The organism is Flavobacterium degerlachei (assembly GCF_900106645.1).
In the GTDB taxonomy this organism is placed as follows: domain Bacteria; phylum Bacteroidota; class Bacteroidia; order Flavobacteriales; family Flavobacteriaceae; genus Flavobacterium; species Flavobacterium degerlachei.
In genome coordinates this window covers 160,381-182,242 of sequence record NZ_FNMV01000002.1, presented here as the reverse complement: position 1 = coordinate 182,242, position 21,862 = coordinate 160,381, and the positions used below count along the sequence as shown (strand labels likewise).

The window sequence follows — 21,862 nt, the reverse complement described above, 5'->3', positions numbered from 1 at the left end:
ATGCTATTAATCAATAATAGCTATTGCCCATTTGTTCTTTTAAACGGAACCAGTTTGTGGATTCTAGTAAAATTTTTTGAGTCGCTTATGAGGGAAATAGGTGACAATGCTTAAAATCATTCTTGCAGTCCAATAAGACAGCCAATTAATGAAACCTGAGGGAATGGTGTTTCTTTTTTTTAGCTGATCTGGAGTTATCCTTTGGCATTGTGCTATTATATCTTTGAGATGCATGGAGTAGGCGCTTGAAAATGCAGCAGATTTAATTTCTACATTCATTTCCAGACTTCCGTAAGTACTTAAATTATTTAGGTTAAAAGAGCCAATGGTGGACCAGTAACCATCAACTACGGCTGCTTTTCCGTGTAGTACCGTTTTATTCCACTCGTATAATTCAATATCACTCTCAAGAAGCGCAGAGTAAATATGATATGTAGCTCTTCTAGAAAGGGGAATATCTGAAATTCCAGACAGAATTAATTTTACTTTAATCTTATTCCGTGCTGCTTTTTTAAGCGCATTATTCATTCTACTACCTGGAAGAAAATAACTGCCTACTATGATTATTTCTTCTTGTGCGTTATTAAAGGAATTAATATAAGCATCATAGATTTCGTTTTTTCTTTTCAGCCAATCGTTTTGAATAATGCGAATGACAGTTTCTTCTTGACTATGTAAAATGGATTCTATTTTTTTTTTGAATAAGTACCTTTTTTTGAAAAAAAGATCCCTGCAAAGTAATTGAAGCGCTTTTGCAATTTTTACATCATGTACCTGCACGGAATAATCTAACCAAGGTTTTTTTGTAGGAGTGCCATGATATTTATCCGCAATATTAATTCCTCCAATTAAAATAACTTCTGCATCGGCAACCACCACTTTATGATGCAATCTTCGGCCTATGTAAAAAGAGTTTGCTGAAAAGAAAGGAGAAAATAGCCGAAAGTTGATTCCAAGTTTTTTTAAGTCAATAATCACTTCTTTTGAAAAGGAGAAGGAACCAAAACCATCTAGTAAAATATATATTTTTACGCGACGGGATGCTGCTTTCTTTAATTCTTCCAAAATTTTTGTACCTATAGAATCATTACTGAAAATATAAAACTGCAAGTGAATCTCATATTGGGCGTTTTGAATAATATGTTCCAATCGTGAAAAATAGTCTGTTCCACTGTGCACTAATTCCACGCTTTCATCAGAAGCAGTAAAGTAGTTGTTAAGTGGCATAGGCTTTTTTTGATTTTACCCCTTTTATCAAAAGGAATTCCAAAAGGTTTTCAGTATCCAGTGTACCTATTAGTTCATTGTTTTCTAAGACTAGCATTAAATTGTTTTTGTTTTTGTAGACCAATTCGAAGATGTTTTCTAAAAGTGTTTCCACATCCAGATAAATTAAGTTCTCGTTCATTGCAGAATGAATTGTACTATTTTCACCTTTTTCGGAAAGTGCCACTATAATTTGATCTCGATTTAATGTCCCTACGGGTGCATTATTCTCAGTAATCAAAAAAATCTTAGATTGGGAATCTAGTAATAAAGCAATAGCCGTTTTTATAGGTTCACGAGCATCAATGGTAATATATTGCTTCATTAACACATCTCTCACTTTGTATCCTTGGAGAGAGTACTTAGAATCGGCATGTTTACTCTCCATTTGCGCACCCATAATGACAAATAAGCCTATAAAAATCAGAAAAGGGTTATATAGAAAACCGAGAAGCATAAAACCAATCGCTAAAAATTGCCCTATTCGTGCCGCTATTTTTGTTGCAATATGCCTTTCAAATTTAAATGATAATAATGCTCTGAGTATCCTTCCTCCATCCATTGGAAAAGCAGGGATCAAATTAAAAATAGCGAGTATGATGTTTACGATAAAAAAATTAAGGAAAAAATTACTGGCATTTACACCAGCCGATAATTCTTGAGCCAATTCTTCTGATGTAGCCGGGAAGCTTATAAATAGGCCCGTTATGAGTGCCAGAACGATATTGACTAACGGCCCCGCAAAGGTGACTATCAATTCCTCTTTAGGTTTCTCAGGAAGACTTTCTAATCGTGATACTCCACCTATTGGCAATAGGGTAATGTCTTTTGTTCCAATATTAAATAATTTTGCAGCAAAAGAATGGCCAAGTTCATGCAAAAAAACGGTTACAAAAACACAAAGTATGAACAATACAGACCAAGTTATTTGTAAGGCAGTATATCCTGTCCTGTAATTAATATAAATGATAAAAGCGATAAGCAATGAGAATGTCCAATGTACAAATATGCCAATGCCTCTTATTGTTCCCAGTTTCAGTGATCCTTTCATTTTTTTTATTTTTTTATTTCAATTAGTTTAAAGGAATTTAAAAAAAAATGCACAATTTATTTAAAATCAATAACTTGTAAGTAGGTTGTGGGAGTTTTGGGTTCCCAACAGCTAAACTAAAATACGACAATTTTTTGTACAAAACACCAAAAATTTGGTTTAGAATACTTCTACTATTTTGCTAAACAGCAACTTTATGCTAGTTGTTTTTATATCGAAAGATCCATTTTTCTATTTCCACAGCCCAAAAAACGACACTTGATGCGACTACCGTTATTGTTAACTCAAAAAGAGAAAGCGGTTGGGTTTTGAAGACAACATTACAAAAAGGGATGTAAATAATCAGTAACTGTAATGCAACAGTAATTGACAATGCTACTAAAAGAGGTTTATTTGACAGTAAACCTATTTTAAACAAGGAATTATGTTGGGATCGGATGGCCATAACATGTCCCATCTGGCTAAAACAAAGAACTGTGAATGCAATGGTTTGCCAATGCTGAATCTGTTGTTGTATTGCCCAAGCTTGAACTCCTAGGGTTACTGCAGCCATTAAAAAGCCGACGCGTAAGATGTGAAATGCCATTCTTTTCGTAAAAATATTTTGTTTAGGGTCTTTGGGTGGACGTTTCATAATGTCTAATTCTTCTGGCTCTGAAGCAAGAGCCAATCCAGGAAGCCCATCAGTTACCAAGTTGATCCATAGAATATGAATAGCTAGTAACGGAAAAGGTAAGCCGAAAAATGGCGCTAGGAAAATGGCGCATATTTCCCCGAAATTTCCCGTAAGAATGTATTTTATAAATTTCAAGATATTGTCAAAGATCATTCGCCCATGTTTAACAGCAACTACGATGGTGGCAAAATTATCGTCTAATAATATCATGTCGGCTGCTTCTTTGGCAACCTCGGTTCCGTTTATTCCCATAGCAATCCCAATGTTGGCACTTTTAAGAGCGGGGGCATCATTTACACCATCACCAGTCATGGCAACAAAATGGCCTTTGACTTGTAAAGCTTTGATTATTTTTAATTTTTGCTCCGGATTGACACGGGCATAAACCCGAACTCTCTCGACCATATCCTCAAACTGCTGATCTGTTAAAGAAGCCAGTTTCGAGCCTCCCAATATTATGTCTTCTTCAGAAGTGATTATTCCAAGCATCATCGCGATAGCTTTTGCAGTAAGTTTATGATCGCCAGTAATTAAAACAGGAATAATACCTGCTTCTTTGCACTCTTTTACTGCTTGCTTCGCTTCTTTCCTTGGCGGATCAATCATTCCCGCGATCCCTATAAATTGCAGTGATGATTCTAAGATTTCAATATCGAGAGTCTTCGGTAAAGTATCGATTTCTTTAATCGCATATCCAAGGACGCGGTAGCCCTTTGTAGCCATTTTGTTTGCTTTTTTTTGAAAATCAGAAATCAGTGGCTTTTGAGTTTCAACTAAATTGGTTAATAAGACATCTACAGCCCCTTTGGTGATGGCTATAAATCCTTTTTCCGTTTGATGTATTGTCGTCATGCATTTTCTTGAGGGGTCGAATGGAAATTCTGCTACTCTTGGAAATATTTTTTCCAACTCAATTTTTCCCACGTTTTTATTAAAAGCATATTGAACTAAAGCGATCTCAGTGGAATCTCCAAACCAACTATCGTTACTTTTTTGTGAGACATCATTATTAAGTGCCATTGCATTGAGTAGTGCATTATTTTGGAAAAGGGGTGATTTGGTTTTTATGTCGGGTGCAACGTAAATTTCCTGTACTGTCATTTTATTCTGGGTTAGGGTTCCAGTTTTATCTGAACAGATATAGGTAACTGAACCCAGGGTTTCAACTGCTGGAAGATTTCTGATGATTGCGTTTCTTTTAATTAACCGCTTAGCTCCATAGGCTAGAGCAATGGTTACTAAAGCAGGTAATGCTTCAGGTATGGCCGCTACAGCCAGTGCAATAGAAGTGAGCAGCATGCTCAGAATATTTTCACCACGCAACCAGCCAATTGTAAAAATGGCAGCGCAAATTAGAAGAATAACAATGGATAATTGTTTTCCAAAAGTGGCTAGTCTGATTTGTAAAGGGGTTAATGTTTCGCCACTTTTAATCATTTCAGCAATGTGGCCGAGTTCTGTTTTCATACCAGTAGTAGTCACATAGGCAGAACCACGGCCGCTTGTGATAAAAGTACCTTTGAAACCTAAGTTGACACGATCACCTAAGGGGTAATTCCCTTTTGGTAACTGTTGCACTATTTTTTCCACTGAATGTGATTCACCTGTAAGTGTTGATTCATCCACTTTTATTTGGTAGGTTTCAACAAAGCGAACATCTGCGGGAATCCTATTTCCAGCTTCAAGTAAAATTAGATCACCAGGAACTAAATTGGCTGAAGGTATTTCAATGGTATTGCCTGCCCTAATAACCCTTGTCTTGTTTGGGATTATACTTCTCAAGGCTTCCATCGCTTTTTCGGCTTTGTATTCCTGTATAAACCCGATAGCTGCATTGACTATAATTATAGCCAAAATTATAATCGTATCTGTTATACCTCCTATAAAACCAGATATAATGGCTACGACAATAAGAATGAGAATCATAAAATTAGTTAATTGCCTAAATAAAATAGATGCGATATTCTTTTTTTTATTGTCAGCAATCTTATTTTTGCCATATTCGACCAAACGTTTTGAGGCATTTGTTTGCTCAAGGCCAGAAGGACTTGTATCTAGCAAACGGGATACTTCGGAAAGAGGAAGTAAGTGCCAATTCATTTGAATTTATTTTAAAAGTTATTTCTTTCCATTTTTCAAAATTATAATTTACACTAATGTCTGATATTAGGGATAACATTTGAAAAGCAATATTTAGTTCAGTTCGTTTTCACAAATGCCATTGTATGCCCAAGCATTTAAATTAGCAATAGTTGTATTTGCAATTCCCTGCAATGCTTCATTGGTTAAAAATCCCTGATGCCCCGTTATCAAGACATTGGGAAGGGAGCGCAGAATGGTATAAATCTCATCGTCAATATTTTTGTCGATGAGGTCTCTGAGGAATATTTTTTTATCACCTTCGTAGGCATCCAAGCCTGCTGCATGAACATTTCCATGCTGTAAAGCATCTATCAAATCCTCTGTATTAACAATTTTTCCGCGAGCGGTATTAATAAAGACAACTCCTTTTTTCATTAAAGAGAAAATCTTTTTATGGAACATATATTTTGTTTCCCTGTTCAGTGGACAATGTATTGATATCACATCAGAGTTTATACAAACTTCTTCCAGAGTAGTGTAAGAAATATATATTTGTTGCTTCAATTCTTCGCTTTCGATGGGATCATGTGCTATAATGGAACAGCCAAAACCATGCATGATTTTAGCAAAAGCACTTCCGATTTTCCCAGTACCAATAATTCCAACCTTTTTTCCATGAAGATCAAAACCAATCAAGTGGTCTAAGCGGTAGTCACCCATATTCATCAGTTTTTGACCTAATACAATTTTTCTATTTAAAGTCATGAGCAAGGCAACAGCATGCTCAGCTACTGAATAAGGAGAGTAGGAAGGCACATTTGCTACTTTAATCCCCAATGCTCTAGCTCTTTTTAGATCAATGTAGTCATAAGCAACAGAACGTAGTGTAATATACTTGACACCATAGAAATATAATTTTTCTAGTATTGCTGCTGAAGCATTATCAGGTGTAAAGAGTGAGATGCCTTCAAAGCCTTCCGCTAGTTGTACAGTATCCTCATTGAGGGGCTGTTCTGAATAGACAAATTCAAGTTTTCCATGCATCGCATTTTCGATAATTGGTCTGTCAAATTCATAGCTGCTGTACATTAAAATTTTCATGATTTGTTTTTTTAGATTTTCATATTGAATACTGTTCGTTTATCTTTTGAATCTTGTTTCCCATTTTTTAATTAAGGCCGTTTTTATAAAATAATATCTTAGGTGGCTTTCCAACGGTTTAAGTTAGGCAAAATATTGATAGTCTGTTGTATAGCGTCGTCAGGAAGGTCTAGTTTTTTCATTAAGGTTTCTACGTTTTCCTGCATTTCTGACAATTTTAAGTTGGGATTCGTGAATGCCCCCTGATGATAACAGAACTTACAAAATTCTTCACTTTTTAAACCGTTTATTTCGACTCCTTTTATCGCTTCATTATCAAGCGGGATGCCGCAGCTTTGACATAATATTTTAATTTCCATAGTAATGAGTTTTAAAATTCATTTGTTTATTTATTATTGACCTCTGAGATATGCTGGGATGTCCTTTTTTCTCTGCTAAATTGTGTTGAAATCTCTATATTCAGTCCTTTTTTATATTCCAAAGGCATAATAATAGATAGCGGAGTCTCCCGCATATTTTCCTTCCAGCATTATTCCTCCTTGTTGCGCTCTCACAGCTTCAACAAAGGCCTTCACCGTGTTTACAGGTTTTCTGTTAACGGATGTAATTACAAACCCTTCCTTTATATCAGTATTGCTCTTCAATTTACCATCATAGAGTTTTATTACTTTTAAACCGTTTTTGACATTATAGTTTTTGCGGTCCTGCGCATTAATCTCGACTAGGTCGACTCCTAATTCCTTGAGCAATTCGCTTGTTTCAATTAGTGGTGTGCTACTGATTTCAGTTGGTTTTTGTAATGTCGCTGTTAGCTCTTTTTTTTCATTACCGTTTCTAATTAGAGATATTTTGACTTTTTCTCCTGGACGTTTTCGCATTACAATTTCCTGTAATTTAGATGCGGTTACGGTTTCGATATCATCAATTCCTATTATGACATCTTTCGCTTTCACTCCAGCTATTGCTGCAGCACCGTTAGCTATAACATCATCAACATAAACCCCGTTAGCTCGGTCAATTTTTATCTCCTTTGCAAGGCTGCTATTGAGATCACGAATGCTGATTCCTAAAACGCCTCTTTCGACTAATCCATAATTCATTAGATCATTAGTAACTTTTTTTACGATGTCTACGGGAATCGCGAAAGCATAGCCAGCATAAACTCCCGTGGGCGTTGCTATGGCAGTATTAATGCCAATCAATTTTCCTTCTAATGTTACTAAGGCGCCACCACTATTTCCAGGATTTACAGCGGCATCCGTTTGGATAAAAGATTCTATTGCACCTTGATCCCTTAATATGTTTATATTTCGTGCCTTGGCACTTACAATTCCTGCAGTAACAGTTGATGCTAGATTAAATGGATTTCCTACAGCAACAACCCATTCTCCTACCTCTATGTCATCACTTTCTCCAAATCGAATAAATGAAAGTTTCTTTTCCTCAATTTTAAGTAGCGCAAGGTCCGTTAGTGGATCAGCACCAATAAGTTTGGCTTCATATGATCGGCCATCGCTTAAAGTTATGTTGATTTCAGAAGCGCCTTTTACCACATGATTATTGGTAACGATATATCCATCTTCGGTGAGGATTACTCCTGATGCACTACCAATTAAAGGCATAGATTGATATCCTTGTGAATTTGGCGTTTCTAATTTAAACTGTCTGAAAAAAGGATCATCCCCGAAAAACTCTTTTAATGGATCAGGTAAATTATAAAATGGGGTTTGATCTCCGTTTTCTAATTGTTGCCTTTGCGATTTGAAAGTGCATTTGATGTTCACCACTCCGGGCGTAGCTAATCTAGCAGCGTTTCTGAAATCGACAATGCCTGTATAGGAAACTTTACTGGTAGTGGCGGTGGCATTATTCTGAATCGTTTCAATATCTTTTTCGTTTTTTTTATCTTGGGCCTGACAGCCCTGAAAAACCAGAATGATGATGAGTAGATAGAATCTGTTATTTTTAAAATTCATTTTGTTTAATGTAGTCATGATTAAAATCGATTTTAAAAATTAATTACTGAGCGACAAAACCCCCATCTACAGCCATAGCGTGTCCAGTCACAAATGAAGCTTCATTAGAACACATCCATACTACAGTATTTGCAATTTCCTCAGGTGTTCCCATACGAGCCATAGGTTCTAGACTAATAAACTGATCTTCTACCTCTTCTTTCTCTCCGGTTAAGCGGTCCATCATAGCCGTTTTTATTACACCTGGACAAACGGCATTCACTCTAATTCCATCTTTTGCATATTCTAATGCTGCAGTTTTTGTTAAGCCTATAACACCATGTTTAGAGGCTACATAAGCTGGTAAACCTGCAAATCCAACTAATCCGGCTACTGAGGAACAGTTGATAATCACTCCTTTGCTCTGTTTGAGCATTTCGTGGATTTCATATTTCATGCAGAGCCAAACCCCTTTCAGATTTACCCCAATTGTCTTGTCCCAATTCTCTTCTGAACAATCTTGAACGGGTGCCGACTCACCTTCAATTCCTGCATTATTAAAAGCAAAATCCAAGTGGCCGAAAGTGGCAATTGTTTTGCTGACCATCGCCTTTACATCTGACGATTTTGACACATCGCATTTAATGAAAAGGACTTCTCCTCCAGATTTTTTGATAAGCTCAATTGTTTCGGGATTTTCTTTCCTATCCACTACAACGACTTTCGCTCCTTTTTTGGCGAAAGCCAGAGCCGTTGCTCTACCAATCCCAAATGAACCACCTGTAACAATCACCACTTTATTTTTGAATTCAGTTTCCATAATTGATTTTGTTTAAAAATGATTTATAAGCGAACCATATTTTTCTTTTCGGCTACTAATATATTTTCAATGCCTTTTATCATCGCGTCAGGATTAAAGGAAATACTATCAATTCCTTCCTCTACTAAAAATTGGGCAAATTGTGGAATGTCACTTGGTGCTTGTCCGCACAATCCAACTTTTATTTTGTTTCGTTTTGCGGCACTAATGGTTTCTCTAATTAGACTTTTTACGGCTGGATTTTGTTCGCTAAATAAATAGCTTACTAATGAAGAATCGCGATCCAATCCTAGAGTTAATTGCGTTAAATCATTCGAGCCAATTGAAAATCCGTCAAAAAGTTGGGCAAATTCGTCAGCTAGTATCACATTGCTTGGAATTTCAATCATTACATATATTTCGAGATTGTTTTCGCCTTGAGTCAATCCGTTTTTTTTCATTTCTGCGATTACCTTTTTCCCTTCTTCGATAGTTCTGCAAAACGGAATCATCAGTTTTACATTTTGAAGCCCCATTTCGTTGCGTACTTTTTTCATAGCCTCACATTCCAAAGCAAATCCTTTTCTGTAAAAGTCACTGTAGTAGCGCGAAGCACCGCGAAAACCAATCATAGGATTTTCCTCATCAGGTTCAAAATATTTTCCACCAATCAGATTGGCATATTCATTACTTTTAAAATCACTCATTCGTACAATAACATCTTTAGGGTAAAAAGCGGCTGCTACGATGGATACGGCTTCGGCTAATTTATCGATGAAATAATTTTTGCCGTCTGTATAGTCTTTAGTCAATTCGTCAATTTCGGTTGCTATTTTCGCATCAATTATTTTCTCCGGCTCACACAAAGCCAGCGGGTGGATCTTAATGCTATTTGAAATGGCAAATTCCATTCGCATTAAACCAACGCCTTTGTTGGGGTAATAACTCAATTCGAAGGCTCTTTCTGGGTCGGCAAGAATAAACATAGGGTCTGTTTCCGGCATGGCTAATTGACTAAAATCCTGTTCCGTGATTTCCCATTTTAGTTTGCCGTCATAAATGTTTCCGTCCTTGCCTTCTGCACAGGATACCGTAATTTGTTGTCCGTTTTTGATAGATGTTGTGGCGTCTCCACATCCCACCACGGCGACAGTTCCAAGCTCTCGTGCAACAATAGCCGCATGGCTGGTTCGTCCCCCTTTGTTGGTAATGATGGCGCTTGCTTTTTTTAATATGGGATCCCAATCGGGATTTGTTAAATCGGTAACAAGAATTTCACCTTCCAGCAGTTGATGTCCTTCTTGTGGATTATGAAGTATTCTTGCTTTTCCAGAGGAGATTTTGTCTCCCAATGCGATTCCTTGCGTGATAAGCGTTCCTTTTTCCTTGAGTTTGTAAATCTCCCGAACTTGCTTTTTATCGATTCCATAAACCGTTTCCGGACGTGCCTGAACAATATACAGCTGGTTGTTTAAACCGTCTTTGGCCCATTCGATATCCATGGGTTTTTTATAATGTTTTTCAATGGCATAACACCAATGTGAAAGTTGGATGACTTCGGTGTCCTTTAAGGTAAATTGGTGTTGTTTTTCTATTGACGTTTCATTATTTAGGGTAGTTTCTTCGGCAGAATTTGCTGTTGATTGCTGTGCATAAATCATGGTAAATTCTTTTCTGCCACAATGCCTTTTTAAGATGGGGTTGTAGTTTTTATTTTGTAAAGTAGGCTTGAAGACCATCCACTCATCAGGAGTTACGGTTCCTTTTACAATGTTTTCTCCTAACCCCCAACTGCTGTTGATAATGATTGTGTTTTGAAATCCTGTATCAGGATCAATGGTGAAGGCAACACCCGAGGCCGCTTTATCGCTTCGCACCATTTGTTGAACACCAACAGAAATAGCTATATCCATTTTTGCAAATCCCATATCATGACGGTATTTTATGGCGCGGTCCGTAAACAAGGAGGCATAACAGCGATGTATAGCATCTTCTAACTGTTTTTCGCCACTAATATTTAGGAAAGATTCCATTTGTCCCGCAAAACTTGCTGTTGGTAAGTCTTCCGCTGTGGCGCTACTACGAACTGCTACTGCCATGTTTTCAATACCACTTTGTTCGCAAAGGGATTGGTAGGCAACATGAATTTCCTTTTTTATCTCTGTGGATAGTTTAGCTGATAAAATGTGTTTCCTAGTTTTATCTCCAATTTCCGATAGGTTGCTGTAAGTTTTTGAATCAAGAGTAACAAGTAATTCCGTTAGAACAGCTTCAATATTGTTTTCTTTTCGAAACAATCGGTACACATCTGCAGTCAAGGCAAAACCGTTAGGGATGTTGATCCCCAATGGATTCAATTGATTATACATTTCCCCTAAAGAGGCATTTTTGCCGCCCACTTTTTCAATATCAGTTATATTAATTTTATTAAAAAACAGAATGTGTCTTGAATTTTCCATGACTTATTTTAATTTATGCATTAGTGATAAAAAATGATGAATTATGCTAAAGCGATTCAAAAGGGCAAACAATAGTGTTTTTAATGTCACTTGGACCGTAGGTGATTGTAAAAGAAGGTAGTAGGAGTTCCCGCTTGTTGTATGCTTTATTGTAAATTTAGTAAATTTATTTTTTTTTAGAAACAAAAAGGACTATTTATTTCAGGGTTTTTTAGTTGTAAGTAATTGGTTAGTAATATGTTATTTAAATCGTATGTGTGATTTTGTTATTTGACAGGAAAATGTGTTTGAGTTTTTATCATTTCCTTGGAGGATAATAAGGATAGAATTTTCAGATAGGAATTTAAGCTTCTTTTGTACCGCGTATAATAAATTCGTGTCTGAATGATATAAAGAATGAAAAGGCACTGTTAATACAAAAATAATTTTATTTTTGTATTAACTCAAAAAGTATTATTACTGCTAATTAGGAATTTACCCCATTTTCTAATTTAAAAAAAAATATTCTACATGAAAGAAATTCCTACTATTTCTAATGAGCAAGATCGTCTTAAGGCACTTGAAAGTTATTCAATTATGGATACTTTGCCTGAAAGGGAATATGATGCTATAACTCAGCTGGCCTCTTATATTTGTGGTACCCCGATAGCCTTAGTGAGTTTATTAGATAAAGACAGACAATGGTTTAAATCTAGTGTAGGTCTAGAAGTAGAAGAAACTGCTAGAGACATTTCCTTTTGCCAATTTACCATTTTACAAGATGAGGTTTATGAAGTAAATAATGCATTAGAGAATAAATTATTTGCTAAAAACCCGTTAGTCACCGGAAATCCTGATATTCGATTTTATGCTGGAGCACCTCTTAAAGATGCTGAAGGTTTTAATTTAGGATCACTTTGTGTAATTGATACAATTCCAAGAATATTAAAAGAAGAACAAAGGAAGGCCTTGAAACTGCTGGCAGATCAAGTGGTTTTATTATTGCAATTACGAAAAAGGAATGTTGATTTATATACTACCCAAAAAGAATTTCAGAATTTTATAGAACTTTCAAAGGATCTCGTTTGTATTGCTAATGTAGATGGCAAGTTTCATAAAGTAAACCCTGCTTTTACGGACGTATTAGGATATTCAAAAGAAGAATTAGAAGGAGTCCCTTTTGTTAATTTTATTCATCCAGATGATTTAGAAAAAACTTTTATAGAAGTCGAAAAATTATCAATGGGAGACAAAACCATTAGTTTTGAAAATCGTTATAGATGTAAAGACGGAGAATACATTGTTTTAAGTTGGAATACCTCTCCGGATCCGGTTACTGGCAATTTATACTGTATCGCGAGAGACATGACCGTGGAAAAGCAAAGGGAGAATGAAATTCTTGATGTTACTGCTGATTTAACAGCCATACTAAACGCTTCTGAATTTTCTATGATAGCAACTGAGCTAGATGGAACTATTAAGGAATTTAATAGGGGAGCAGAAATATTATTGGGCTATAAAGCCGAGGAAATTGTAGGGAAGACTTCTCCCGCAATTTTTCATATTTTAGATGAAGTAATAAAACGTTCTGAAGATTTAAGCATTGAGCTTGGAGAAATGCTGGAACCTGGATTCGGGACCTTTGTTATTAAAGCATGTAGGTCCGGGATAGCTGATGTAAATGAATGGACGTATAAAAGAAAAGATGGTAGCACATTTCCGGTACAATTGTCAGTTACACCTATCAAGAGTGTTGCAGGGGATGTAACAGGATATTTAGGCATTGCGAAGGATATTACAAAAGAAAAAGAAGCGGAGCTAAATTTAATCAATAGTAATAATTTGTTAGACGAATCTCAAAGTATTGCCAAAACGGGGAGCTGGAAATTTGATTTGAGCACGAAGGAATTAGTTTGGTCAAAAGGAAATTATAAAATTTTCGAATTTGAGGAATTACCTCCAAATAAGCTATTTGACGCGTATCGAAAACTACTTCGTCCAGAAACTGTGATTCGACTTGATAAAGCAATAGCAAAAAGTGTTGCCTCGGGAAAGAATTTTGAGTTTCTCACTAATATCGAGTTTCCTGATAATAGAGTGAAATACATTTTAACCTTAGGACAGCTTATTAAAAATGAATTTGGAGAAGTGATTGCTGCACAAGGAAGTACGCAGGATATTACTGAGAAAAAACTTGTAGAGCAAAATTTAATAAACAGCAATACTTTATTAGACGAATCGCAAAGTATAGCAAAAATTGGAAGTTGGAAATTTGATTTGGCTACCAATGACCTGATATGGTCTAAAGGACATTATAGGATATTTGAGTTGGAAGAAACAAGTTCTGACAAACTATTTGAGGCATATCGTGCAACAATATTTCCCGCTGATTTGCAGATTTTAGATAAGATAAAAGGGGATAAAGACTTTAGTACTGAATATAGGATTTTACTTCCAGATGGTAGAATAAAATATATATCAGAAGTAGGTCAGCCTTTTAAAAATGAAAAAGGAGAAACAATAGGTTTAAAAGGTTCTATTCAGGATATTACAGAGAAAAAAGTTGCGGAACAAAAGATAGTAAGTAGTAATACCTTATTAGATGAATCACAGCGAATTGCCAAAATTGGAAGTTGGAGATTTAATTCAATCACAAAAGATCTATTGTTGTCTAAGGGGCATTCTACAATCTTTGAATTAGATGATGTAGCTGCAGATAAATTGTATGGAGCATATCGAAATAGAATACACCCAGACGATTTGGTTTTATTGGATAAATTAGACGAAAATGTCATAAAAACTGGGGAGGATTACAGCACTGTGTATCGAATTTTATTTCCTGATGATAGAATAAAATACATCTCAGAAATAGGAAGGCCTTTTAAAGATAAAAAGGGAGATATAGTTGGTCTCCAAGGTTCTGTTCAGGATATTACTGAAAAAACTTTAGCTGAACTAAAAATTCAAGAAAAATCGAAAGAAGTAAATGATATCAGGGCAGCATTAGATGAATCTGCTATCGTAACAGTTACAGATCACAAAGGTGTAATTACTTTTGTTAATGAAAATTTTTGTTCCATATCCAAGTATGAAGAAAAAGAACTTATTGGGAAATACCACTATGTTGATAATCCCGAATATCAATTAAATAAATTTATTAAAAATATTTGGACTACTATAGCTAATGGAAATGTCTGGAAAGGCGATATTAAAAATAGGGCAAGAGATGGTTCATATTATTGGGTGAACTCCACGATTGTTCCCTTTTTAGATGATAAAGGAAAACCCTATCAATATATAGCTATAAGTTCTGATATTACGCAACAAAAATTAGCCAAAGAAAATTTAGATAACGTATTAGTAGATCTTGAAAAAAAGAACAGGGAACTAGATCAGTTTGCCTATGTTGTATCACATGATCTCAAGGCGCCGCTAAGAGCCATAAATAATCTCTCAGAGTGGATTGTTGAAGATATGCCAGAAATGCCAACGATGGTTAGTGATAATTTTGGACTTTTGAGAGGACGTGTTCAACGAATGGAAAACCTAATCAACGGGGTTTTAGATTATTCAAGAATTGGGCGAACAAAAATAGCCACAGAAGAGGTAGATTTGAAACTGATGTTACATCAAATTGGCGAAACATTAGTTCCAAAGAAGGGTTTTGAAATTTCCATAACTGAAAATTTCCCTGTCATTACCGCAGCAAATATTTTGTTATACCAAGTTTTTAGCAACATAATTAGTAATGCAGTAAAATACAATGACAAGCCACATGGAATAATAGAATGCCGCTATGAATCCCTACCTAATTTTCATGAATTTACGATTGCTGATAATGGTCCAGGGATAGCTGAAGAATACCATGTAAAAGTATTTAAAGTCTTTCAAACCATTGAAGCTCGCGATAAAAAGGAAAGTACAGGTATTGGATTATCGATTGTACAAAAAATAATCGAAGAAAAAGGGGGGAGTATCAAAATCAAATCGAAAGAAAACGAGGGAGCAAGCTTTATTTTTACGCTTCCCAAATAAATGGATATGAAGGAGTCAGTAAACAATTGTGAAGAAGAGTTAGAAGCACTTAAAAAGGAATATGAAGAGTTTGTTTATATTGTATCTCATGACATTAAAACACCTATGAGAGCCATTATAAACATAACAACTTGGATTGAAGATGACCTAGGTAGTAATGTGGATCAGGATATTTTAGATAATTTCAGTTTATTGAAAAATAGAGTAGGTCGTCTTGAAAATATGATGAACGCTTTACTTGAAATTTCAAGGGTTAGTAGAACCAATATGGAATTATATGAAGTTAATATACCAAAATTGATTAATGACTGTGTAGAGATGTTAGATAATAAGTCAAATGTTGAATTTCACATGACTTATCATCTGAAAGAAGAAAAATGCATTACCTTGGGGAAAAAATTGGAAAAGGTGGTTTTTAGTTTGTTGGATAATGCGATTCGATTTCATGATAAAGAAATGAAGAATGTGATTATTGAAGTAAGTGAAAATGAAACCGACTATTTAATTTCAATTTCGGATGATGGTCCCGGGATACCGGAAGAAGTACAGGATAAGATTTTTGCTATATTCTATACTGTAAATTCAAAAGATGTTGTCGATACAACTGGTGCAGGATTAACAGTTTCTAATAGAATTTTAAAAATGGTTGGAGGAACATTAGAGTATGTTCCGGCTATAGATAAGGGGTCCGTTTTTAAATTTAATTGGCCTAAAGTAATAAGAATATAAAATTATAGTTATGACAAATAGATTAGTTAATATTTTATTGGTTGAAGACGATGAGGTTGATGTAATGAATGTTAAAAGAGCATTTGCAAAAAACAACATTCAAAACCCACTCTTTGTCGCTGGTAACGGTGTAGAAGCATTGGAAATGCTAAACAATTCAATTGTTCCTTTGCCGAGAATCATTATTTTGGACATAAATATGCCAAAAATGAATGGAATCGAATTTCTTAGATTAATGAGAGAAGATGATAAGTTTAAGAATATATCAGTATTCGTGATGACGACATCAAATGAAGATAGTGATAAAATTGATGCTTATAATTTAAACGTTGCTGGATATATTCTAAAACCATTGTCTTTTGAAAAATTCCTTTCATCTGTGGCTACGCTTAAGAATTTTTGGCAGTTATGCGAAATGTAATAATTTATAGAAGTTAGAATATGATTTGCTCAAACATTTTGCTGGTTGATAATAATAAAATTGATGTTGTCAGTACAAGAGATGCTTTCTCCAAGCTCGGTATTGGGACTACGTTACATTTTGCGGAAAGCGAAAGTGAAGCATGGTCATTGCTTCAGGGAGATAATAAAATCTCTCCTACCCCTAAAATTATTTTGATAGATATCAATGAGAACGGCTTGAGTGGTATAGATTTATTACATAAAATACGAGAAACTCCAGATCTAAAATCAATATTGGTATTCGTGATTACAAATACAGATAATGACGAAAATAAAGTTGCCGCCTTAAATTTAAATATTGCTGGATATATTCGAAAGCCAATTGAAAGCGAAAGTAATATCGATTTTTTTTCAATATTAAATGACTATTGGAATATCATTGAATTTACAAGTGAAAAAAAATAAAACACCATGGCCACAGCTTTAAAAATTTTGATAATAGATGATGATAAGGTTGATTTAATCACCATAAACAGGTCAATTTCGCAATCAGGCATAATAGCACATGTTGAAAATGCTTTTTCAGCCAAAGAAGCAATAAAAAAACTTAATGAAACTAATTACGATTTAATTTTCCTGGATTATCTGATGCCAGATAGTGATGGAATTTCTTTTTTAAGGAAACTAAATGATTTAGGAGTTGAAACACCAGTTATTTTTGTTACGTCTCAAGGTGACGAAAAAATTGCAAGTCAGGCTATTCTGGGTGGAGCTTCGGATTATATTCCCAAAACATTATTGACTCCTGATGGTATTTCGCAGAGTATTAGAAATGTACTTAAAATTCATGAGAGTATCCTACTTAGAAAAAAAACAGAGCAGGAATTAAAAATAAATGCAAACCGACTTTTTGAAGCACAGAAGCTAGCCAAGATTGGAAGTTGGGAAATAAATTTGAATGATGGTGCTGTTTTTTTCTCGGAACAATTTCAAGCTATTTTTGAAATCGAGGAACGCTGTGTTCCTTCGTTAGCACTTTTAAAATCACGTTTTATTAATGATGAGGATGTTGAGCTGTTTGAAAAGAACCTGAGTTATGTAAAAAACAATAATTCGGAGATCCAGTTTAGTCATAGCTTGCAAGCTAAAAACGGAACAAAAAAATATATCAATGAGTATATAAAATGTTTAAATGACGAGCACAATGAGCCATTTAAAATTTTGGGTACCATACAAGATATAACAGATCAAAAGCAAATAGAAGAGGAATTAATATTGGCCAAAAACTTAGCAGAGCAATCAGTAAGGGTAAAAGAACAGTTTCTGACTAATATGAGCCATGAAATCCGAACACCGATGAATGGAATCATTGGATTTGCAAGGATTCTGGAACGCACAAATTTAGATAGTAGTCAAGAACAAAGTGTAAAAGCCATAAAAAGGGCAGGAAAAAACCTAATGGTAATTATTAATGACATTCTTGACTTTTCAAAAATTGAGGCTGATAAAATAGTACTTGAAGAAGTAGACTTCTCTTTATCTAAAGCAATAAAAACTGTAATTGAATTACTTTCTACATTAGCGGAAGAAAAAAAGGTGAAATTATTGTTTAAAATTGACCCTGAAATAAATAATTTTCTGGTTGGAGATCCAACACGATTATCACAAATTTTAATTAATTTGGTGGGAAATGCCTTAAAGTTTACCGAAAAAGGATCTGTCGAACTGATTGTTTCCCAAGAAGAACAATCGGCTTCATCTGCTGTTATTCGCTTTACGGTAATCGACACTGGTATTGGTATTCCTGAAAATAAGATTGATTCAATATTCGAAAGTTTTAATCAAGCTTCAAATGAAACAACAAGAAAGTTTGGTGGAACGGGTTTAGGTCTTACCATCACCCGAAAACTTATTGAATTACTAGGCGGATCTATAGTTGTAAAAAGTGAATTGGAAAAAGGAAGTGAATTTACATTTTCAATACAGTATAAAAAGGCAGAAGAGAGAAACCCTGACGGAGCTGCAGAATTAATAAAACAATTATCTCCTGAATTCTTAAAAGATATTAATATCCTCTTAGTAGAAGACAATGAGTTGAACCAACTCTTAGCGATAAAAATATTTGAAGGCTGGGATAAAGAAATTACAGTAGCTGATAATGGAAAAACAGCTATAAATAAAATTGAAAATAACGATTATGATGTGATTTTGATGGATATCCAAATGCCCGAAATGGATGGGAACGAGCTTACTAAATACATAAGGAAGCATATGGGGTCAAAATCCAATATACCAATAATTGCCTTGACGGCACATGCTACATTAGCCGAAGAAAAACGATGTTTAGAAAACGGCATGAATGATTATTTATCCAAACCATTTCACTTTAGCGTATTGCTTCAGAAATTACACGACAATTTAATGAATATTGATAGAAATAATACATCGGTTGATTTAGTAGAACAAGAAATCAACAGCGAAAACTTAATTAATTTTAGCTATTTAAATGAATTTGCAGATGATGATTCTGAATTTATAGCGAAAATGGTATCTATGTTTTTAAATAATACACCCGTTTCCTTGCAGTTAATTCTGGAAGCGAATCAGGCGGATAACATGGCAGTTTTAAAATCGGAAGTTCATAAATTAAAATCTTCAATCAGTTTGTTAGGTATATCACAAGCAGCAAAGTGTATTGAAAATATCGAAAATGAAATTGAAATTAATCCCTTTGGAGAAAAAAGAAAGGCAGAAGTAAAAATATTTAACGATATTTGTATGCGCGCTTTCAATGAATTAGAAATGATACATGGTTTTTCTAAAGTATAGTTAGGTGTAAGTGCAGCCTAAATAATTACTGAAAATAGTAATAAATATGATTTTTAATAGTTAATTTTAAACCACCGAATAACAATTTTGAGAAGTGTTTTTTCCCCTGAAAATACTAAGCTCATTTATTTTAAATAATTATTTCCCCAAATAATAATTAATCTACGAGACATGAAAATTTTAATTGCCGAAGATGAAGAAATGATGCTTAAAACAATGGAGTTTAAGCTAAGAAAAGAAGGATTTCAAGTAATTGCATGTTCCAATGGTGAAGAGGCCATGGAAAAAATAGTATCTGAAAAACCGGACATTATAGTGACGGATATCAGGATGCCATTTATAACAGGACTTGACATCGTTAGGAAGGTCAAAGTAGAATTAAAACTCAATATTCCAATAATTGTTTTGTCAGCTGTTGGTTTAGAAAAAACGGTTTTAGAAGCTTTTGATCTTGGTGCAGATGATTTTATCACTAAACCATTTAGCCCGAATGAGTTAATTGTAAGAGTTAAAAGACTTTTAGTATCGGTACAGACCTAAGCCGAAAGATATCATATACTAAGCAATACTGTTCTAAATAGTATAATAATAATAATAGCCACCCTGTAGTTTTAATTAACTACGGAGTGGCTTTTTTATGGCTCCTAATATAACCGAATAATTTGCTGGAGTCACTGATTTATATTGCTTCCAAGTTTTTGTCTAATGTCAAATTTGACAGCTATAAAAAGCCCTAATATCTTATTTGTTGAGCAATTTTGGATTTCTATTGGACATCGGTCAAAAAGATTTACATTTGCAATTCTTGTAAATAGGACAATTTCGCCTATTTCTTAAGGTAGTTGTGCCTTTTTTAGGTCTTGTTAAAGAGATCATGTCCAATTTTTATTGGTTTATAGTCAGCTACGGAATTATTTATAGTTCCAAAACCATATTATTTTACAAATTTTTATAAAAAAGAATGAAACAGTATTTAAATTTATTTGACTTTACGCAAAAAGTGAATTACAGGACTGAAATCTTGGCCGGTTTAACGGTAGCGATGACCATGATTCCAGAATCGCTTTCCTTTGCTATTTTAGCTGGTTTTCCACCTTTAGTAGGATTATATGCAGCATTTATAATGGGTTTGGTTACTGCTATTTTTGGAGGAAGACCAGGAATGGTTTCTGGAGGTGCAGGAGCAACAGTAATTGTACTAATCGCCTTAATGAAGTCAAGTGGACTTGAATATGTATTTGCAGCGGTAGCTTTAGCCGGAATACTGCAAATTTTGGTAGGATTATTTAAGTTGGGTAAATTCATCCGACTGGTGCCGCAGCCCGTAATGTTTGGTTTTGTGAATGGATTGGCCATCATTATTTTTATGTCGCAGCTAGAACAATTTAAGACAATGGTTAATGGCGAGAGCGTTTGGCTGTCCGGAAACCCACTGTATATTATGTTAGGGTTAGTACTCTTAACAATTGCGATAGTTTTATTTTTTCCAAAAATAACGAAAGCCATACCAGCCTCTTTAGTGGCTATTATTGTAGTATTTGGATTGGTTTTAGGTCTGGGAATTGATACTAAAACGGTAGCTGATATCGCCTCTATTAGTGGTGGTTTTCCTCCGTTCCATATCCCGAATATTGAATTGACTTTTGAAACGTTAAAATTGATTTTTCCTTATGCTTTAATTATGGCTTCAGTAGGATTAACTGAAGGACTATTGACTTTAAACCTTGTTGATGAAATGACGGGTACTAAAGGAAAAGGAAATAGAGAATGTATTGCGCAGGGAAGTGCTAATGTACTGAATGGGTTTTTCTTTGGTATGGGTGGTTGTCCTATGATAGCTCAAACACTAGTAAACCTTTCTGCAGGTTCTAGAGCACGTTTGTCAGGTATCGTTGCAGCATTAACTATTCTTGTTATAATTTTATTTGGAGCACCTATAATTGAGCAATTGCCTATCGCTGCACTTGTTGGGGTTATGGTAATGGTTGCTATTGGTACATTTGAATGGATTAGTTTCAGGATTATTAATAAAATGCCAAAACAAGATATATTCGTAGGAATGTTGGTGGCGGTTATTACTATTTTATTACATAATTTAGCCTTGGCTGTTTTGATTGGAGTTATTATTTCTGCACTTGTTTTTGCATGGGAAAGCGCTAAACGTATTCGCGCCAAGAAATATGTTGATGCTGATGGAGTGAAACATTATGAAATATATGGGCCGTTATTTTTTGCTTCCACAACTGCTTTTGCAGAGAAATTTGATGTCTTAAATGATCCAAATGAAGTGATTATAGATTTCAAAGAGAGCAAAATTGCCGATATGAGTGCAATCGACGCGGTTCACAAACTTACTGAACGCTATGCTAAAGAAGGTAAAAAGATTCATTTGCGTCATTTAAGTGCTGATTGCCGTAGACTACTGCATGATGCTGATGATGTTATAGATATCAATATAATTGAAGATCCCACTTATAAGGTAGTAGCAGATTAAATTAC

The 21,862-nt window shown here is 34.8% G+C and carries 15 protein-coding genes; 7 read left to right on the top strand and 8 right to left on the bottom strand.

The features are described 5' to 3' along the window. Positions 1-63 precede the first annotated feature (63 nt). From BLV91_RS02915 to ppsA, 8 genes are all read right to left on the bottom strand, one after another. The gene (locus BLV91_RS02915) at positions 64-1,227 is read right to left on the bottom strand and encodes a phospholipase D-like domain-containing protein (RefSeq protein ID WP_091429450.1); all 1,164 of its coding nucleotides are present in this window, start codon (positions 1,225-1,227) and stop codon (positions 64-66) included. After that, entirely contained in the window at positions 1,217-2,317 is a 1,101-nt protein-coding gene (locus tag BLV91_RS02910; RefSeq protein WP_091429447.1) for a site-2 protease family protein, read from the bottom strand. The genes BLV91_RS02915 and BLV91_RS02910 overlap by 11 nt, the downstream gene beginning before the upstream one ends. A gap of 199 nt (positions 2,318-2,516) precedes the next feature. Beyond that, positions 2,517-5,093: a cation-translocating P-type ATPase gene (locus BLV91_RS02905; RefSeq protein WP_091429445.1), complete on the bottom strand. Its 2,577-nt coding sequence runs from the start codon at positions 5,091-5,093 to the stop codon at positions 2,517-2,519. 93 nt (positions 5,094-5,186) lie between these two features. Next, positions 5,187-6,164 (bottom strand): 2-hydroxyacid dehydrogenase, encoded by a 978-nt coding sequence (locus tag BLV91_RS02900; protein WP_245709594.1) that lies wholly within the window; start codon positions 6,162-6,164, stop codon positions 5,187-5,189. Between the two features lie 110 nt (positions 6,165-6,274). Next, positions 6,275-6,535 (bottom strand): zinc ribbon domain-containing protein, encoded by a 261-nt coding sequence (locus tag BLV91_RS02895; protein ID WP_091429441.1) that lies wholly within the window; start codon positions 6,533-6,535, stop codon positions 6,275-6,277. Between the two features lie 111 nt (positions 6,536-6,646). After that, a complete protein-coding gene (locus BLV91_RS02890) occupies positions 6,647-8,170 on the bottom strand; it encodes a trypsin-like peptidase domain-containing protein (RefSeq protein WP_091429438.1) in 1,524 nt (507 codons plus the stop codon). Between the two features lie 25 nt (positions 8,171-8,195). Beyond that, complete coding sequence (locus BLV91_RS02885; protein ID WP_091429436.1) at positions 8,196-8,951, bottom strand: SDR family oxidoreductase; 756 nt, start codon at positions 8,949-8,951, stop codon at positions 8,196-8,198. Between the two features lie 23 nt (positions 8,952-8,974). Continuing rightward, the gene (gene ppsA / locus BLV91_RS02880) at positions 8,975-11,389 is read right to left on the bottom strand and encodes a phosphoenolpyruvate synthase (protein ID WP_091429433.1); all 2,415 of its coding nucleotides are present in this window, start codon (positions 11,387-11,389) and stop codon (positions 8,975-8,977) included. A gap of 510 nt (positions 11,390-11,899) precedes the next feature. Between ppsA and BLV91_RS02875 the strand changes: the two genes are divergently transcribed. From BLV91_RS02875 to BLV91_RS02845, 7 genes are all read left to right on the top strand, one after another. Beyond that, positions 11,900-15,403 (top strand): PAS domain S-box protein, encoded by a 3,504-nt coding sequence (locus BLV91_RS02875; RefSeq protein ID WP_091429431.1) that lies wholly within the window; start codon positions 11,900-11,902, stop codon positions 15,401-15,403. Between the two features lie 6 nt (positions 15,404-15,409). Then, positions 15,410-16,132, top strand: a complete 723-nt coding sequence (locus BLV91_RS02870) for a sensor histidine kinase (RefSeq protein ID WP_091429760.1) — start codon at positions 15,410-15,412, stop codon at positions 16,130-16,132. A gap of 10 nt (positions 16,133-16,142) precedes the next feature. Beyond that, positions 16,143-16,553, top strand: coding sequence for a response regulator (locus tag BLV91_RS02865; RefSeq protein WP_091429429.1), 411 nt, complete (start codon positions 16,143-16,145; stop codon positions 16,551-16,553). 20 nt (positions 16,554-16,573) lie between these two features. After that, on the top strand, positions 16,574-16,999 hold the full coding sequence (locus tag BLV91_RS02860) for a response regulator (RefSeq protein ID WP_175513939.1): 426 nt from the start codon (positions 16,574-16,576) through the stop codon (positions 16,997-16,999). Positions 17,000-17,005: 6 nt separating this feature from the next. After that, entirely contained in the window at positions 17,006-19,363 is a 2,358-nt protein-coding gene (locus BLV91_RS02855; RefSeq protein ID WP_091429426.1) for a hybrid sensor histidine kinase/response regulator, read from the top strand. Positions 19,364-19,534: 171 nt separating this feature from the next. Next, positions 19,535-19,903 (top strand): response regulator transcription factor, encoded by a 369-nt coding sequence (locus tag BLV91_RS02850; RefSeq protein WP_091429423.1) that lies wholly within the window; start codon positions 19,535-19,537, stop codon positions 19,901-19,903. Positions 19,904-20,324: 421 nt separating this feature from the next. Beyond that, a complete protein-coding gene (locus BLV91_RS02845; RefSeq protein ID WP_091429420.1) occupies positions 20,325-21,857 on the top strand; it encodes a SulP family inorganic anion transporter in 1,533 nt (510 codons plus the stop codon). Positions 21,858-21,862: the final 5 nt, after the last annotated feature.

What these genes read in the sequence shown, in the direction of transcription:
- BLV91_RS02910 (WP_091429447.1), bottom strand. Translation starts at nt 2,317, where the DNA reads ATGAAAGGATCACTGAAACTGGGAACAATAAGAGGCATTGGCATATTT.
- BLV91_RS02855 (WP_091429426.1), top strand. Translation starts at nt 17,006, where the DNA reads ATGGCCACAGCTTTAAAAATTTTGATAATAGATGATGATAAGGTTGAT.
- BLV91_RS02915 (WP_091429450.1), bottom strand. Translation starts at nt 1,227, where the DNA reads ATGCCACTTAACAACTACTTTACTGCTTCTGATGAAAGCGTGGAATTA.
- BLV91_RS02860 (WP_175513939.1), top strand. Translation starts at nt 16,574, where the DNA reads ATGATTTGCTCAAACATTTTGCTGGTTGATAATAATAAAATTGATGTT.
- BLV91_RS02900 (WP_245709594.1), bottom strand. Translation starts at nt 6,164, where the DNA reads ATGTACAGCAGCTATGAATTTGACAGACCAATTATCGAAAATGCGATG.
- BLV91_RS02885 (WP_091429436.1), bottom strand. Translation starts at nt 8,951, where the DNA reads ATGGAAACTGAATTCAAAAATAAAGTGGTGATTGTTACAGGTGGTTCA.
- ppsA (WP_091429433.1), bottom strand. Translation starts at nt 11,389, where the DNA reads ATGGAAAATTCAAGACACATTCTGTTTTTTAATAAAATTAATATAACT.
- BLV91_RS02845 (WP_091429420.1), top strand. Translation starts at nt 20,325, where the DNA reads ATGAAACAGTATTTAAATTTATTTGACTTTACGCAAAAAGTGAATTAC.
- BLV91_RS02895 (WP_091429441.1), bottom strand. Translation starts at nt 6,535, where the DNA reads ATGGAAATTAAAATATTATGTCAAAGCTGCGGCATCCCGCTTGATAAT.
- BLV91_RS02870 (WP_091429760.1), top strand. Translation starts at nt 15,410, where the DNA reads ATGAAGGAGTCAGTAAACAATTGTGAAGAAGAGTTAGAAGCACTTAAA.
- BLV91_RS02905 (WP_091429445.1), bottom strand. Translation starts at nt 5,093, where the DNA reads ATGAATTGGCACTTACTTCCTCTTTCCGAAGTATCCCGTTTGCTAGAT.
- BLV91_RS02850 (WP_091429423.1), top strand. Translation starts at nt 19,535, where the DNA reads ATGAAAATTTTAATTGCCGAAGATGAAGAAATGATGCTTAAAACAATG.
- BLV91_RS02875 (WP_091429431.1), top strand. Translation starts at nt 11,900, where the DNA reads ATGAAAGAAATTCCTACTATTTCTAATGAGCAAGATCGTCTTAAGGCA.
- BLV91_RS02890 (WP_091429438.1), bottom strand. Translation starts at nt 8,170, where the DNA reads ATGACTACATTAAACAAAATGAATTTTAAAAATAACAGATTCTATCTA.
- BLV91_RS02865 (WP_091429429.1), top strand. Translation starts at nt 16,143, where the DNA reads ATGACAAATAGATTAGTTAATATTTTATTGGTTGAAGACGATGAGGTT.